This is a genomic window from Kitasatospora sp. NPDC001225, assembly GCF_053597855.1.
Genome location: NZ_JBSFJC010000072.1, coordinates 1 through 14,511 on the forward strand (window position 1 = coordinate 1; position 14,511 = coordinate 14,511).

14 protein-coding genes are annotated in these 14,511 nt (G+C 72.8%); 7 read left to right on the forward strand and 7 right to left on the reverse strand.

What is annotated here, in order from left to right; all coding sequences use genetic code 11:
* The first annotated feature begins 228 nt into the window (after positions 1-228).
* The 5 genes from ACWDCZ_RS23780 to ACWDCZ_RS23800 are packed head-to-tail and all read left to right on the forward strand — an operon-like array spanning position 229 to position 4,561.
* Positions 229-534, forward strand: coding sequence for a type VII secretion target (locus ACWDCZ_RS23780; protein WP_107418945.1), 306 nt, complete (start codon positions 229-231; stop codon positions 532-534).
* A 7-nt stretch (positions 535-541) separates the two neighbouring features.
* Positions 542-1,792 (forward strand): hypothetical protein, encoded by a 1,251-nt coding sequence (locus ACWDCZ_RS23785; protein ID WP_074005664.1) that lies wholly within the window; start codon positions 542-544, stop codon positions 1,790-1,792.
* Between the two features lie 12 nt (positions 1,793-1,804).
* Positions 1,805-2,863, forward strand: coding sequence for a hypothetical protein (locus tag ACWDCZ_RS23790; RefSeq protein ID WP_449816897.1), 1,059 nt, complete (start codon positions 1,805-1,807; stop codon positions 2,861-2,863).
* Positions 2,864-2,882: 19 nt separating this feature from the next.
* On the forward strand, positions 2,883-3,620 hold the full coding sequence (locus tag ACWDCZ_RS23795; RefSeq protein WP_375876176.1) for a hypothetical protein: 738 nt from the start codon (positions 2,883-2,885) through the stop codon (positions 3,618-3,620).
* A 38-nt stretch (positions 3,621-3,658) separates the two neighbouring features.
* Positions 3,659-4,561: a sucrase ferredoxin gene (locus ACWDCZ_RS23800; RefSeq protein WP_049650779.1), complete on the forward strand. Its 903-nt coding sequence runs from the start codon at positions 3,659-3,661 to the stop codon at positions 4,559-4,561.
* A gap of 57 nt (positions 4,562-4,618) precedes the next feature.
* Here the strand turns inward: ACWDCZ_RS23800 and ACWDCZ_RS23805 are convergent, their stop codons facing one another.
* The 3 genes from ACWDCZ_RS23805 to ACWDCZ_RS23815 are packed head-to-tail and all read right to left on the reverse strand — an operon-like array spanning position 4,619 to position 7,420.
* Positions 4,619-5,680 carry an ABC transporter substrate-binding protein gene (locus ACWDCZ_RS23805; RefSeq protein WP_074005667.1) on the reverse strand — a complete coding sequence of 354 codons (1,062 nt, stop codon included), beginning with the start codon at positions 5,678-5,680 and terminating at the stop codon, positions 4,619-4,621.
* Positions 5,681-5,715: 35 nt separating this feature from the next.
* Positions 5,716-6,621 (reverse strand): ABC transporter permease, encoded by a 906-nt coding sequence (locus ACWDCZ_RS23810; RefSeq protein ID WP_396276614.1) that lies wholly within the window; start codon positions 6,619-6,621, stop codon positions 5,716-5,718.
* Positions 6,611-7,420, reverse strand: a complete 810-nt coding sequence (locus ACWDCZ_RS23815; protein ID WP_049650781.1) for an ABC transporter ATP-binding protein — start codon at positions 7,418-7,420, stop codon at positions 6,611-6,613. Before ACWDCZ_RS23815 ends, ACWDCZ_RS23810 begins: the two co-directional genes overlap by 11 nt.
* Before the next feature lie 283 nt (positions 7,421-7,703).
* On the opposite strand from ACWDCZ_RS23815, the gene ACWDCZ_RS23820 reads away from it, so the two are divergent.
* Positions 7,704-9,299 (forward strand): sensor histidine kinase, encoded by a 1,596-nt coding sequence (locus ACWDCZ_RS23820; RefSeq protein ID WP_117489753.1) that lies wholly within the window; start codon positions 7,704-7,706, stop codon positions 9,297-9,299.
* Positions 9,299-9,985 (forward strand): response regulator, encoded by a 687-nt coding sequence (locus tag ACWDCZ_RS23825; RefSeq protein WP_449816898.1) that lies wholly within the window; start codon positions 9,299-9,301, stop codon positions 9,983-9,985. Before ACWDCZ_RS23820 ends, ACWDCZ_RS23825 begins: the two co-directional genes overlap by 1 nt.
* Before the next feature lie 95 nt (positions 9,986-10,080).
* Here the strand turns inward: ACWDCZ_RS23825 and ACWDCZ_RS23830 are convergent, their stop codons facing one another.
* The 4 genes from ACWDCZ_RS23830 to ACWDCZ_RS23845 form a co-directional block, all read right to left on the reverse strand.
* Positions 10,081-11,862, reverse strand: a complete 1,782-nt coding sequence (locus ACWDCZ_RS23830; protein ID WP_234348313.1) for a solute symporter family protein — start codon at positions 11,860-11,862, stop codon at positions 10,081-10,083.
* The gene (locus tag ACWDCZ_RS23835; protein WP_181970691.1) at positions 11,859-12,308 is read right to left on the reverse strand and encodes a DUF485 domain-containing protein; all 450 of its coding nucleotides are present in this window, start codon (positions 12,306-12,308) and stop codon (positions 11,859-11,861) included. The genes ACWDCZ_RS23830 and ACWDCZ_RS23835 overlap by 4 nt, the downstream gene beginning before the upstream one ends.
* A 320-nt stretch (positions 12,309-12,628) precedes the next feature.
* Positions 12,629-13,321, reverse strand: a complete 693-nt coding sequence (locus ACWDCZ_RS23840; protein WP_049650785.1) for a response regulator — start codon at positions 13,319-13,321, stop codon at positions 12,629-12,631.
* The gene (locus tag ACWDCZ_RS23845) at positions 13,318-14,484 is read right to left on the reverse strand and encodes a sensor histidine kinase (RefSeq protein ID WP_449816899.1); all 1,167 of its coding nucleotides are present in this window, start codon (positions 14,482-14,484) and stop codon (positions 13,318-13,320) included. Before ACWDCZ_RS23845 ends, ACWDCZ_RS23840 begins: the two co-directional genes overlap by 4 nt.
* Between the last annotated feature and the right edge of the window lie 27 nt (positions 14,485-14,511).

The window sequence follows — 14,511 nt, forward strand, 5'->3', positions numbered from 1 at the left end:
TTGTTTTATTGCTTTTAGCTGTTTTGATATACTAAGCGGGGGCCCCCCCCGGGGGGGAGGGGCACCGGACATCGTCCGGTGCCCCTCCGCTCTTTCGTGCCCGCCCGGCCGGGATTGCGGAACGGCGATCTCCAATTCCCGGTCATGGCCTGAACTTTGCCCTCCCATGGGTTAGGTTCACCGAACAGATGCTCCACACCGCGTCACAATCCTTGGGGGGATGGGGAGTTGACCGATCAATTCAAGATCGACATGGACCGGATGAGAACGGTGTCCAAGCAACTCGACGAATGCGCCAAGCGCATGAAGACGGTCGCCAAGAGCCTGGAGAACGCCGGGATCGCCCGCCAGACCGGCAACGCGTGGCTCGACTCGGCATGCCTGGGCTTCGAACGCCACTGGCACGGAGCGATGGGTCGGATGGGCAAGCTGGCCCACAACCTCCACGAGGGCCTGGACGAATCACTCAAGGCCTACACGGACAACGAACAGGGCGTCGCGAAGGCCTACAGCGCAGCCGGCAGCAGGGACTGACTCCATCATGGGTGACAAGAACTGGCCGGGCCTCGGCTTCTGCCCGGCCCCGGGGGACCTGGCGGGCATCGCCAAGATGTACGCGGACGTCGACGCCGTAGCCCGGGAACTGGAAGAACTGCGGAGCGCGCTCGCCGGCATCGGCTCCGACGGCGGCGCCTGGGAGGGCGAGGCGGCCCGCAAGTTCGCCGACAAGCTGGGCCAACTGCCCAAGTACCTCACCCAGGGCCACGAGTCGATGGCCGCCTGCTCGCGGGCCCTCAAGGCCTGGCACACCCAGCTCTCCGGCATGATCACCACCGGCCGCACGATGGAGGCCGAAGCCGTCGAGCTGCGCACGCGGCTGGCCGACACGGACGGCCAGGTCACCTCCCTCGGCAACACCCTGAAGGGCTACGCGCAGAACGGCGGGCAGACCGCCGACAACGTGATCAACCGCGCCCAGGCGCAGTTCGACGCGGCCCGGGAGGCCAGCACCCGCTGCCACCACCAGCTCGACGAGGTCATCAAGCGCGCCCACAAGCAGTTGGAGGACCACCGGCACAAGGCCGAGGCCGCCGCCAAGGCGATCGTGGAGGCGTCCCGTCACCACCCGCCGGACCCGGGGCTGTTCAAGCGGATGCTGGACAACGTGAAAAAGGCCTGGAACAAGTCGTTGGACTTCCTGTCCGACCATGCCGACATCCTGTCCATGATCTCGGCCGGACTGACGATCGCCGCGCTGTTCACCCCGTTCGGTCCGGTGCTGGTCGCCGGGGCCGTGCTGACGAGCGCGGGCGCGCTGAGCGGGCACGGCATCGCCAAGCTCCGTGGCAAGGACGTGTCGTGGATGACCCTCGGACTGGACTCGTTGGGCTTGATCCCCGGCTACGGGCTGGTCAAGGGCTTCGCCACCGCCGCCAAGGGAACCCGAGCCGCGAACGCCGGCGGCAGCGCGCTCGCCATGGCCAGGCTTCCGATGTCGACCAAGGCCGTCACCACGTGGATACCCAAAGGCGCGAGCTGGCTCAGCCAGTCGGAAAGGGCGCCCAATGTCGCCCGCGTCTTCTCGGACAAGGTCGCGTCCCGCTTGTCGGCGCTCGATCCCGCGAAGGTCACGGCCAGTGCGAAGGCGGCCTCGATCGTCTACGGCGCGTACAAGCAAGTGGACAAAGCGATCGAGAGAAGGGCGGCGGCGCAGCCCGTCGTACTTCCCGGGCCGCTCGCGAGGCCCGCAGTCCGACCGGCGTCCGCCCCGTTCCTGAACGCCGTCGGCTGAGAGGAGAGACCCATGGCCAAGGACCTCCATGCCACGCTCCCCGTCGAGGGCGGACGGATCGCCTCGGTGCCCGAGGTGGCCGAGGCCGCGCGACGGGCCGAAACGCTCTACGGAATCAACCTGCTGCACGACTACGTGGCCCGCGATGTGGTGACCAAGCACCTGCGGATGCGGAACCAGCAGGACTGGTACTCCGAACTGGCCGGCCTGTTCATCATCGGGGGAATCGCGGGTGCCGTGTTCTTCGGCGCGTCGATGAGTTCGCCGGCCGAGGGACGACAGGTGGCCGGCCTGGTGGCGGCCGTCCTTGCGATCCCCGTCGGCATCTGGATCGGGATCCGCGGCATGTCCTGGGAGGCGGAGAAGAAGACCGCCTCCGTGCACTTCACCACGTACGTGGGCCTGTTGAACCGGGCACGGGGAGCCGGTCTGACGGTCACGATCCCCCCCGAGTGGGGAGTCGCCGCCGAGCGGGCCTCGTGGGAGGAAGGCGCGACCGCTCCACCACAGCCGACGGCCGCCCGGGGCACGTCCTCCACCAGTCCGGCTCCCCCGCAGCCGGCCGCGACACAGCCGACCTCGTGGTGGCCGGCCGACGCCGTGATCGACCCGAAGTTCCCGGTACTGCCGACCGCAGCACTCGCGCGCCACTGGGCCCTGGCCGGCCGGGCCCGCGAACTCAGTGCTCAGCACGGCGTCGACTTCCTGGACGAACAGGCGGTCCGGGGACTGCTCACCGCCGTGCAGCGGTCCCGCCGGTGGATCAGCCTCTGGGGCAGGACGTTCCTCCTCACCGTGGTCGCCGGCATGGTCGTCGCTCCCATGGGCATGGACCCCGCCGGTGCCGAGTACCGCCGACAGCTCGTCTCCCTGGGGACGGGCCTGATCGCCATCGGCTTGCTCGCTGCAGTCCCCGCGCTGAAGGAGCTCTGGACCTGGCGCCGCTCCGGCCTGCGCGAGCGTGCCGACGCCTACCTCGACCTGCTGATCGAGGCCCGTACGTACGGCGTCCCGGTCCCCGTCCCGCCGTCCTGGCTGGACATCCGCAACCGCATCCGCAAGCCCGCATGACCTCAGTGGAAGGCTCCCGATGTCCGGCACTCCGACAGCCGACCGCCCCGATCCCGCTGAGGACGCACCACTCCAGATCCGCTTCATCGTCCCGCCCGCCTTCCACCAGGTACCCGTGTTCGGCACCGAGGAACAGGTGGCGGAGGAGCTCTGGGAAATGGTCTGCGAGGTCCTGGCCGCCCGGTCCGAGGAGGACCGGGCCGCCTGGGCCATGATGCTGGCCGGGCTGATCCCGTCGATGGCCGAGGCCGGGGTGATCCACGCCGGGATGTGCCTGGTGGACGTGGACGGCCGTCCGAGCATGGCCACGATCACCGCCTCGCTGTGCCCGTTGGAGGGCACCGACTACCCCGGCGCGGTGGACTTCCTGCTCACCCGGCTGGCCCTGTCCCGTCCGGAGGCGGAGGTGACCGCGGTCGAGCTGCCGGCCGGGCGGGCCGTCGCGGTGATCGACGCGGTGGCGACCGCGGTGGACGACGGGTCGACCCCGCTCGACGGCTTGGCGGTCCCGCTCGTCGACGGGGTGCTGACCACCTCGGTAATCCAGGTGCACCTGCCGCTGCCGAACGAGTCGCAGCTGCTCTCGCTGGAGCTGAGCACCCCGTGCCCGGAGGACTGGGTGCTGTACTCGGAGCTGTTCGCGGACGTCGTCCGCAGCATCCACCTGGAGTTCGCCGACCTCCCGACCGTCTCCGAGCCGATGTACGACACGGTGGACGAGGAGGTCGCGCAGCGGGTGAAGGCCGCCTTCGGGTGATCGAGTGAGGGTGATCAGCTGAGGGTAGCCTTGCCGGCGTGAGCACTTGTGCGACCGTGTCGCGTGAACTTTCGGAGCCGCTGGCCGCGACGGCGGCGGTGGCGAGCACCTGGCTGCTGGTGGAGCAGAACGGGCCGTGGGGCGCGAAGGCGCTGGGCGAGAGCCATCTGGACGCGGCGGTGGGGCGGGCGCTGGAGGCGGCCGCGGCCGGGACGGGCGTGCGGGTGGCGCTGATCCGCCGGCCCGGGCGGCATGCCGACTGCCTGCCGACCCCGCGCCACGAGGTGCTCGTGGCGCACACGGTGCCGGGCCGCGACTGGGTGCGCCGGGCGGCGGTGGCGGATCCGGCGGAGCTGCTGGGCCTGGACTTCGCGGCGCTGGGCGCCGGGGACCACACCGGCTTCGGTGCGGAGCACGTCGGCGGCCCGGTGGCCCTGGTGTGCACCAACGGGCGGCGGGACCGCTGCTGCGCGCTGCTGGGCCGCCCGCTCGCGGCGGAGCTGGCGGCGGCCGGGCACAGCGAGGTGTGGGAGGTCACCCACCTGGGCGGGCACCGCTTCTCCCCCACGATGCTGGTGCTGCCGTACGGCTACGCGTACGGGCGGCTGACGCCGGAGACCGCCAAGGAGGTGCTGGCGGCGACGGCGGCCGGGCACACGGTGCCGGAGTGGTCGCGCGGCTGTTCGGGCTGGGAGCGTCCGGGTCAGGCGGCCGAGCACGCGGTGCGGCTGGCGACCGGCGAGACCGGGGTGGACGCGTTGACGCTCGTCCAGCGGCCGGACGGTGAGCGCCGCTGGCTGGTGACGGTGCTGCACCGGGACGGCCGGTCCTGGGAGGTGGACGTGATCGAGACGGTGAGCGAGCCGGCGCGTCCGGAGAGCTGCGGCAAGGCGGCGGGGACGCCGTCGCGGATGGACGTGCTGTCCGTACGAGGGCTCTGACGCACAGCGGCCCCGCGCCCGTGGGGGTGGGCGCGGGACCGCTGTCGGCGGCGGGGCTCAGCCGGCGGCCTTGGCGACGAACTCCGTGGTGTAGGTCTTCGCCAGGTCGATCGACCCCTCCTTGCCCTTCACGTCCGGGTGGAACGCGGCGAGCACCGAGAGCACCGTCTTCGGCCCGTCGGCCGGCATCACGCCGTCCGTGGTGAACATCGGCAGCGTCGCCTTGATCGCCGCCGCGTACTGCTCGGCGCCGCCCTGGGCGTAGTCGGCGGGCATCTTCGCGGCGATCTCCTCGGGGCTGTGGGTGGACATCCACGTGAGGGTCTTCACGAAGGCGTTGGCGAGCTTCTGGGTGGTGTCCTTGTTCTTCTCCACCCAGTCGGTGTTCATGTACAGCGACGAGGACGGGTAGAGCCCGCCGAGCGCCTCGCGCGAGCCCTCGGGGGTGCGCATGTCGTAGAGGACCTTGCCGAGGCCCTTGTCCAGGACGGCGGCGACGGTCGGGTCGGTGGTCATCCCGGCGTCGATGCTGCCCTGCTGGAGCGCGGCGATGAAGGTCTGGCCGGCGCCGACCGCGATCGGGCTGAACTCGCTGACGGCGGTGCCGTTCTTGACCGCGAGGTACTTGGTGAGGAAGTCGGTCGAGGAGCCGAGGCTGGTGACGCCGAGCTTCTTCCCCTTGAAGTCGGCGCCGGACCTGATCGCGTCGGCCTGCTTGCTGGAGACCACCTCGACCTCGCCGGGCGCCTGGGCGAACTGCACCACGGACTCGACCTTCTTGCCCTTGGCCTGGAGGTCGATGGTGTGGTCGTAGAAGCCGACGGCGCCCTGGACGTCCCCGGCGAGCAGCGCGGTGGTGGCGTTGACGCCGGCCGGTTCGGTCATCAGCTCGACGTTGACGCCGGCCTCGGCGAAGTAGCCGAGCCGCTGGGTGAGCATCGCGGGCAGGTAGATGACCTTGTCCAGGCCACCGACCATGATCTTGACCTTGGGCCCGTCGACCTGCTGCCCGGCGGGGGCGGCGACCGCGCCGTGTCCGGCGGTGGCGGCGTCGTTGGCGCAGGCGGAGAGCGGGAGGAGCAGGAGGGCGGCGAGGGCGGCGGCAGCCGTTCTGCGCATGGGTGGGGGCCTCTCTTCGTACGGGCGGGGGAGGTTCAGCGGCCGTCGCCCGCGTCGGCGGGCTTCCAGCGGAACAGCTTCTTCTCGGCGAAGGTCAGCAGCCCCTCGGTGAGCAGCGCGACGACGGCGAGGATGGTCATGGCCGCGTACACGCCGGCCGCGTTGAAGGTGCCCTGGGCGGCCGCGACGAGCAGGCCGAGGCCCTTGGTGGCGCCGATGTACTCGCCGACGATGGCGCCGATCAGCGCGAAGCCGAAGCTGACGTGCAGGCTGGTGAAGATCCAGGTGGTGGCGGCGGGGATGACCACCTGGAGGGTGACCCTGCGGTTGTCGGCGCCCAGGATGCGGGCGTTGGCGACGAGGTTGCGGTCGACCTCGCGGGCGCCCTGGAAGGCGTTGAAGAACACCGGGAAGAACACCAGCACCACCGCGGAGGCGACCTTGGAGGCCGGGCCGAGGCCGAACCAGATCAGGAAGATCGGCGCGAGCACGATCCGCGGGATCGCGTTGAGCACCTTGATGTACGGCCCGAACACGTCGGCCAGGAAGCGGATCCGGCCGAGCGCGATGCCCAGCAGCACGCCGCCGATGACGCCGATCACCCAGCCGGCGAGGGCCTCGTACAGGGTGTAGCCGATCTGCTCGCCGAGCGAGCCCTGCGCGGTGCCGTGGGTGACCCACTGCCAGATCTGGTCCCAGATCCTCGACGGCTGGGAGAAGTTGAACGGGTCGATGACGTCGGTGCGGGCGCAGACCTCCCAGAGCCCGAGGAAGGCGAGCAGCACCGCGACCCGGGCGCCGTAGACGACCAACCGGCGGTTGCGGGCGGCCCGTTCGCGGGCCTCGGTCCTCGTCGTGACGGCCGGGGGCTTCCCGGCGCCGGCCGGCGCGGCTCCCGACACGGACTCGGGCACGGAATCGGACGCGGTCTCAAGCGGCACGACCCGCTCCTCTCTCCCGGGTGATGCGCACCTCTTCGCCGAGCGAGGCCCAGATCTCGCGGTACAGCTCGACGAACCTCGGCTCCAGCCGGACGGCCTCCACGGTGCGCGGGCGCGGCAGGTCGACGGTGAAGACCTCCTTGACGGTGGCCGGTCCGGCCGTCATGACGACGACCCGGTCGGCGAGCGCGATGGCCTCGTCCAGGTCGTGGGTGACGAAGACGACCGACGAGCCGGTGCCGGCCCACAGCTCCAGCAGCTGGTCCGACATCAGGGCCCGGGTCTGCACGTCCAGGGCCGAGAACGGCTCGTCCATCAGCAGGATCGCCGGGTCGTTGACGAAGGTCTGGGCGAGCGCGACGCGCTTGCGCATGCCGCCGGACAGCTGGTGCGGGTAGCGGTCCTCGAAGGCGGCCAGGCCGACCCGGCCGAGCCAGTCCCGGGCCCGTTCCCTGGCCTCGGCGGCGGGCACGCCGCGGAAGCGCGGGCCGGCCATCACGTTGGACAGGACGGTGCGCCAGGGGAAGACGGCGTCCTGCTGGAAGACGAACCCGACCTTGGGGTCGATCCCGCGCACGGGCTCGCCGTACACCCGGACCTCGCCCTCGGTGGGCTCCTCCAGGCCGCTGACCAGGGTCAGCGTGGTGGACTTGCCGCAGCCGGTGGGGCCGACGACGGCGACGAACTCGCCCTGGGCGACGGTCAGATCGAGATCGCGGACGGCGGTGTGCAACGCCCCCGAGGGGGTGCGGAAGCGTTTGGTCGCGCCGGTCAGCTCGATCGCCGGGGTCTCGGTCATGCATTCCTCCCGGTTCTGTGCTTGCCCCGGAAAGGTAGGAGCGGGCCCGGCCCCGGCGGGAGCCTTCTTCGCGTAGTGCGACTTCTCCGCATAGAGGGGTGTTCTGCTCGTTTTGCTTGCGCTACAACTGCGGGGACGCGGCTGACAGAAACAGCGCGGAAACATAGGGTGTCCCGACCCACCCCACCGGAGGCGCCCCCACCCCGCCCCCCCGCTCCCAGCCCCGCTCCCATCCCCGCTCCCGGACATCCGATTCCCCCGCAGCCGCCGAGAGGAGGCCCGGATGAAGCTCGCCCGCCGGCCCCGCCGGGTCTTCGCCCAACTGCTGCTGAGCCAGACCGTCGTCACCGTCGGTGTCACCGCCGTGACCGCCGGGCTGTTCCTGGCCCCGGTCAGCAGCGAGCTGGACCACGACGCGATGCAGCGGGCGCTGTCGATCGCCCAGGCCACCGCCACCGACGAGAACATCGCCCGGGCCGCCGCCGGCCGCGACGTGGTGGCCGCGCAGCGCAACGCCGAGCAGATCCGGCTGGCCACCGGCGCCAGCTTCGTCGTGGTCACCGACCTGGACGGCATCCGGCTCTCGCACACCGACCCGGGCCGGATCGGCCAGCGGGTCAGCACCGACCCGGAGCCCGCCCTCAGCGGCCGCAGCGTCACCGCCATCCAGCAGGGCACCCTGGGCCGCACCGCCCGGGGCAAGGTGCCGCTGCGGATGGCGGACGGCCGGATCGTCGGCGAGGTCTCGGTCGGCATCAGCGACGACTCGATCCGCCGCCGGCTGCTGAAGATGCTCACGGGGATCCTGCTGTGCGCGGGCGCCGGCCTCGCCGCCGGGACGCTCGCCACCCTCCTCCTGGCCCGCCGCCTCAAGCGCCGCACCCACAACATCGCGCTGGCCGACATCTCCGCGCTGCTGGTGGAGCGGGAGGCGATGCTGCACGGCATCCGCGAGGGCATGGTGGCGCTGGACGAGCACGGCCGGATCCGGCTGGCCAACGACGAGGCGTTCCGGCTGCTCGGCCTGCCCGAGGACTGCGCCGGCCGCCCGATCGGCGCGGTGCTGCCGCCGGGCCGGCTGGCGGACGTGCTCGCCGGGCGGATCGCCGGCGCCGACCTGCCGGCCGTACGGGACGACCGGGTGCTGGTGGTCAACCGGACGGCCACGCCCGAGGGCGGCGCCGTGGTGACCCTGCGGGACCGCACCGAGCTGGAGTCGCTGGTCCGCGAGCTGGACACCACCCGCAGCCTGACCGAGGCGCTGCGGGCCCAGGACCACGAGCACGCCAACCGGATGCACACCCTGCTGGGCCTGCTGGAACTGGGCCGTCACGAGCAGGCGGTGGCGTTCATCTCGGAGCAGTCCGGCTCGCACGCGGTGGTCGCGGCGCGGATCGCCGAGCAGGTGCAGGACCCGCACGTGGCGGCGCTGCTGGCGGGCAAGAGCGCGGTGGCGGGCGAGCGCGGGGTGCGGCTGGCGCTGGCCCCGGCAGCGCACCTGCCGGACGCGGTGGTGGACGCCCGGGCGCTGGTGACGGTGCTCGGCAACCTGATCGACAACGCGGTGGACGCGCTGGCCGCGGGCGGCGGGGGCCGGGTGGAGGTGAGCCTGGCGGCGGCCGGCCCGACGCTGCTGCTGCAGGTCGCGGACAGCGGCCCGGGCGTGCCGGAGGAGCTGCGCGAGCAGGTCTTCGAAGAGGGGTGGAGCAGCAAGGACGCGCCCGCGCACCGTCCGCGCGGGCTGGGGCTGGCGATGGTGCGGCGGCTGGTCGAACGGACCGGTGGCCGGATCGTGCTCGACACCGGGCCGCTCGGCGGCGCCCGGTTCACCGTCGAGCTGCCCGAGGCCCTGCTCACCACCCAGCTCGTGGAGGCGTGATGATCGACGTACTCGTGGTGGACGACGACTTCCGGGTCGCGGACGTGCACGCCGCCTACGTGGCCAAGGTCCCCGGCTTCCGGGTGACCGGCACCGCGCACTCGGCCGGGGAGGCACTGGCCGCCCTGGAGCGCCGACCGGTGGACCTGCTGCTGCTCGACCACCACCTGCCGGACGAGACCGGCCTGGCCCTGGTGCTCCGGCTGCGGGAACGCCAGGTGGCCTGCGACGTGATGATGGTGACGGCCGCCCGGGACGTGTCGACGGTGCACGCCGCGATGCAGCACGGCGCGCTCCAGTACCTGGTCAAGCCGTTCACCTTCGCCGGGCTGCGGGAGAAGCTGGTGGCGTACGCGCAGCTGCGGCACGCGCTCGCCGCGCCGGCCCGGGAGGCCGGCCAGGACGAGGTGGACCGGCTGTTCGCGACCCTGCGCAGCGCCGCCGCCCCGGCCGGGCCGCTCCCCAAGGGCCACTCGGCGCCCACCACCGACCTGGTGATGGGCGTCCTGCGCCGGGCCGGCCGGCCGCTCTCCGCCCAGGAGGTCGCCGACGCCACCGGGCTGAGCCGCTCCACCGCGCAGCGCTACCTCAAGCAGCTGGAACGGGACAGCCGGCTGCGGCTGACCCTGCGGTACGGCGACACCGGCCGCCCGGAGCACCGCTACGGCCTGGCGGCCCGGGCGTAGCCGTTCCGGTCAGGGCCGATGACCGCCGGACCGGGCCCGGACAGGGGGGAACCCCGGCGGCCCCAGGCCCGCCGGGGTTCCCCGGGCGCGACGGCTCAGGCCGCGCCCGCACCGGTGAGAGCACGTACCTCCAGCTCGGCGAACCGGTCCGGGTCGGCGGGCTCGGACGAGGTGACCGTCCCGAGCCACCCGGCGAGGAAGCCGAGCGGGATGGAGACGAGGCCCGGGTTCTCCAGCGGGAACCAGTGGAAGTCGAGGCCGGGGAAGAGCGCCTCGTGGGAGCCGGACACCACCGGCGAGAAGAACACCAGCACGATCGCCGGGACCAGCCCGCCGTACACCGCCCAGACCGCGCCGCGGGCGGTGAACCGCGACCAGAACAGGCTGTACAGCAGCACCGGCAGGTTCGAGGAAGCGGCGACGGCGAAGGCCAGGCCGACCAGGAAGGCGACGTTCAGCTGCTGGGCGAAGAGGCTGATCACGATCGCCGTCGCACCGATCCCGGCGGCGGCGAACCGGGCGACCACCACCTCCTGCTGCTCGCTGATCCCGGACACCGACTCCTCCGACCGGGAGGCCGGGACGGTCTCGCCCCGACGACGGCGGCCGCGACCGTTCTTCGCCTGCTCGCGGGCGGGCCGGGCGCGCCAGGCGCCGGCCCAGACGTCGTGGGCGAAGGCCGCCGAGGAGGCCAGGGTGAGCCCGGCGACCACGGCGAGGATGGTGGCGAAGGCGATCGCCGAGATCAGGGCGAACAGCACCACCCCGCCGGTGCTGCCGTTGCCGCCGCCGAGCACCAGGGCGAGCAGCGGAACGGCGGTGTTCCCGGCCGAGTTGGCGTGCCGCACCTCGGCCGAGCCGATCAGCGCGGTGGCGCCGAGGCCGAGCACGATGGCCATCAGGTAGAAGCTGCCGACCAGGCCGATCGCCCACATCGTGGAGCGGCGGGCGGCCCGCGCGGTGGGCACGGTGTAGAAGCGGGACAGGATGTGCGGCAGGCCCGCGGTGCCGAGCACCAGGGCGAGGCCGAGGCTGACGAAGTCCAGCCGGCTGGTGAGGCTGCCGCCGTACTTGAGCCCGGGCTCCAGGTAACGGTGCCCGGCACCGCTGTGGTCGGCGGCCTGGCGCATCAGCTCGCCGAGGTCCCCGTGGAAGCGGACCACCAGCAGCACCGTCAGCAGCACCGAACCGCCGGTCAGCAGGAAGGCCTTGATGATCTGGATCCAGGTGGTGGCCCGCATCCCGCCGATGGTGACGTAGACGATCATCAGGGCGCCGACCGCGATGATGGTCCAGGTGCGGGCGTGCGGGCTGCCGGTGCCGAGCAGCAGGGCGACCAGCGAACCGGCGCCGACCATCTGGGCCACCAGGTAGAGCAGGGTGACCACGACGCTGGCGCCGCCGGCCGCGGCGCGCACCTTGCGGCGGCGCAGCCGCAGCGCGAGCACGTCGGCGAGGGTGTACCGGCCGGCGTTGCGGACGAGTTCGGCGACCAGCATCAGCACGACCAGCCAGGCGACCAGGAAGCCGATGCTGTAGAGCACGCCGTCGTAGCCGTAGAGCGCGATCAGCCCGGCGACGCCCAGGAAGGAGGCCGCGGACAGGTAGTCGCCGGAGAGCGCGAAGCCGTTCTGCAGCGGGGTGAAGTCGCGGCCGCCGGCGAAGAAGTCCTCGGCGGCGTTGCCCTGGCGGCCGACCCAGAGGGTGACCCCCAGGGTGACCAGGACGACGACGGCGAACAGCGCGATGGCGAGCGAGTGGTGGTCGCCGGTGGGGGCGACCGGGGGCGGGGTGGCGGTCGACACCACGGTCCGCGCGGCGGTCCTCACGGCGGCCACGGCCGCGTCGGTGGGCACGGTGGCCATCAGGGTCGTCATCGCAGCTGGTCCTGGGTGTCCCAGCGCAGGCCCAGGGCGGCGCGGTCGCGCTTGGTCCGGGCGTTGCGGGCGTAGAGCCAGGCGAGCAGGAAGGTCGAGGCGAACTGCAGAAGTCCCAGCAGCCAGGCCACGTTGAGCGGGCCGGCCACCGCGCGGCGCATCAGGTCGGGGGCACCGGCCTGGGCGGCGACGTACAGCAGGTACCAGGCGAGGAAGCCGCCGGTGATGGGGAAGACGAAGGTCCGGTAGCTGCGGCGGATCTGCCGGAAGGCCGCGCTGGCCTGGACCTCCCGGTAGACCTCGGTCCGGTCGGCGACCGGTTCCTCGTCCCGTGGCGCGAGGGACCCGAGGGGTGCGTGCGGTGCGGCCGGGGCCGCTTGGTCGACGGGGGTGCTCTGGGCGAACGGCTCGACGGCGGGCCCGTGGATCGGTGCGCCGACGGCCACAGGCTCGCCGACTGCCTCTGCCGACCGGTCCGGACGGGTGTGCTCCGTACGGATGGGGCCCGACTGCGCCGGTACCGCCGACCGGCGGTGCGCAGCCGATGGCTCGGCGGGCTCAACGGGGGTGCCGGCGGCCGGAGCGGCCCACCAGTCGAATCGCTGCCCCTGGCCGGGGCTGCTCGTCTGCTGCTGTGGCACTGATGCTCCTGGACGGCCGGATGTTCTGACCCGAACCATGATGGCGGCCCTAGGACAACGCCTCTGACCATCGCAGATACGTTCACTCGATGAGGTGATCGATCATCCGACAGACACTCATCGGACTACTGCTGCGTCCCGGTGATTCCGTGTCGGAAGGCGTAGGCGACCGCCTGAGCCCGGTCCCGTACCGCGGTCTTGGCGAACAGATTGTTGATGTGGGTCTTCACGGTGGCCTGGCTGACGAACAGCCGTTGGGCGATCTCCGCATTGGACAGCCCCTGGGCGATCAGCGCCAGCACCTCGGCCTCCCGGACGGTCAGCCCGTCGGGCAGCTCCCCCGGCCGGCCGACCGGCGGCCCGGCGGCCGGCCCGGAGCCGCCGGGCTGCTCCGAAAGCCTTTCCAGCAACCGGAGTTGGATCTGCGGGGAGAGCCCGGCGGCGCCCGAGCGAACGTCCGCGATGGCCCGGGCGATCTCCTCGCCGCCGGCGTCCTTGGTGAGGTAGCCGCGCGCCCCGGCCTGGAGCGCCGGGAACAGCGATTCGTCGTCGGCGTAGGTGGTGAGCACCACCACCTCGGTCTCCGGGTGCGCCGTGCGGATCCGCCTCGTCGCCTCGACGCCGTCGCAGCGCGGCATCCGCAGATCCATCAGCACCACGTCCGGGTGATGACGCTCCACCAGGGCGACGGCCTCCTCCCCGTCCCCCGCCGCACCGACCACCTCGATGCCGGGCAGCAGCCCCAGCAGCATCACGATGCCCTCGCGCACCACCGTCTGGTCGTCCGCGACCAGCACCCTGATCGCCGGCTCCGTCATGCCGGCACCCGCAGCAGCACGCGCCACCCTCCGTCCTCCGGGCCCGCCAGCAGCGTGCCGCCGAGCAGTTCCGCGCGTTCGCGCATCCCCAGCAGACCGTACCCGCTGCCGCTGGCCGCCAGCTCCCCCGACGCCGGCTCGGCCGCGGACGGGCCGCGCGGCGGCCGGGTGTTGCGCACCTCCAGCTCCACCGCGCCGTCCAGGTAGCGCAGTTCGACGGCGCAGCGGGCGCCGGACGCGTGCTTGCGGACGTTGGTCACCGCCTCCTGCGCGGTGCGCCGCACCGCGAGGGCGGCCTCGGCGGCGAGCGGCCGGGGCGTGCCGGTGACGGTGAGGGCGGCCCGCTCCCGTCCGGTCAGCTCCACCAGGAACTCCCCGACCGGGGTGAACTCCCCGCGCAGCGCGGACAGCGCCTGCCGGGTCTCGGCCAGCCCGTCCTGCGCCATCCGCCGGGCGGCGACGACCCGTTCGCGGACCTGCTCGCGGTCCGTCCCGGCGTCCAGCATCAGCCGGGCCGCCTCCAGGTGGACGAGCTGCGCGGAGAGGCTGTGGGCGAGCACGTCGTGGATCTCCCGGGCGATCCTGGCCCGTTCGGCGAGCGCCGCGCTCTCCGCCTCGGCGGCCCGGGCGGCCCGCTCCTGGGCGAGCAGCAGGCGGGCGGTGCCGCGCGCCTCGATGTCCAGCCGCAGCAGGAAGCCGACCAGGACGGACCCTCCGATGGTGGCGGCGATGCTGAGCCAGCTCGCCGGGGAGGCCGCCGTGTACGAGCCCAGCGCGACCGCCGCGGCGCACAGCGCGGGCGCGGGCGGCAGCCGGATCAGGGCCGTCACGGCCAGCCCGATCCAGAGGAAGTCGGCCAGCGTGTAGGCCAGCCCCTGGTTGGCGAGCCAGCCCGCGCCGACCAGGCCTGCGGCCAGCAGGTACGAGGCCGCCGGGCGCTGCTCCCGGGTGACCCGCAGGTACCCCGCGCTGAGGGCGAAGGCCGCGGCCAGCCCGGCCGCCGCGGCCCAGCCGGCGTACCGGCCCCCGGAGAAGGTCCCCCAGCCGACGACGACCACCAGGACGGTCCGGCCGAACACGGTGAGGACCCGCCGCGGCCGGCTCTCGCCCTCGCGGCCGATCCCTTCCCGGGACGGCCAGCGGGTCCAGTACCACCCGGCCACGGGGGCCTCCTCGATGCTCACGGCGGC

Bases quoted from the DNA above. Each gene is read 5' to 3' on its own strand.
- ACWDCZ_RS23825 (WP_449816898.1), top strand. From the start codon at position 9,299: ATGATCGACGTACTCGTGGTGGACGACGACTTCCGGGTCGCGGACGTG.
- ACWDCZ_RS23830 (WP_234348313.1), bottom strand. From the start codon at position 11,862: ATGACGACCCTGATGGCCACCGTGCCCACCGACGCGGCCGTGGCCGCC.
- ACWDCZ_RS23785 (WP_074005664.1), top strand. From the start codon at position 542: ATGGGTGACAAGAACTGGCCGGGCCTCGGCTTCTGCCCGGCCCCGGGG.
- ACWDCZ_RS23795 (WP_375876176.1), top strand. From the start codon at position 2,883: ATGTCCGGCACTCCGACAGCCGACCGCCCCGATCCCGCTGAGGACGCA.
- ACWDCZ_RS23820 (WP_117489753.1), top strand. From the start codon at position 7,704: ATGAAGCTCGCCCGCCGGCCCCGCCGGGTCTTCGCCCAACTGCTGCTG.
- ACWDCZ_RS23805 (WP_074005667.1), bottom strand. From the start codon at position 5,680: ATGCGCAGAACGGCTGCCGCCGCCCTCGCCGCCCTCCTGCTCCTCCCG.
- ACWDCZ_RS23840 (WP_049650785.1), bottom strand. From the start codon at position 13,321: ATGACGGAGCCGGCGATCAGGGTGCTGGTCGCGGACGACCAGACGGTG.
- ACWDCZ_RS23790 (WP_449816897.1), top strand. From the start codon at position 1,805: ATGGCCAAGGACCTCCATGCCACGCTCCCCGTCGAGGGCGGACGGATC.
- ACWDCZ_RS23815 (WP_049650781.1), bottom strand. From the start codon at position 7,420: ATGACCGAGACCCCGGCGATCGAGCTGACCGGCGCGACCAAACGCTTC.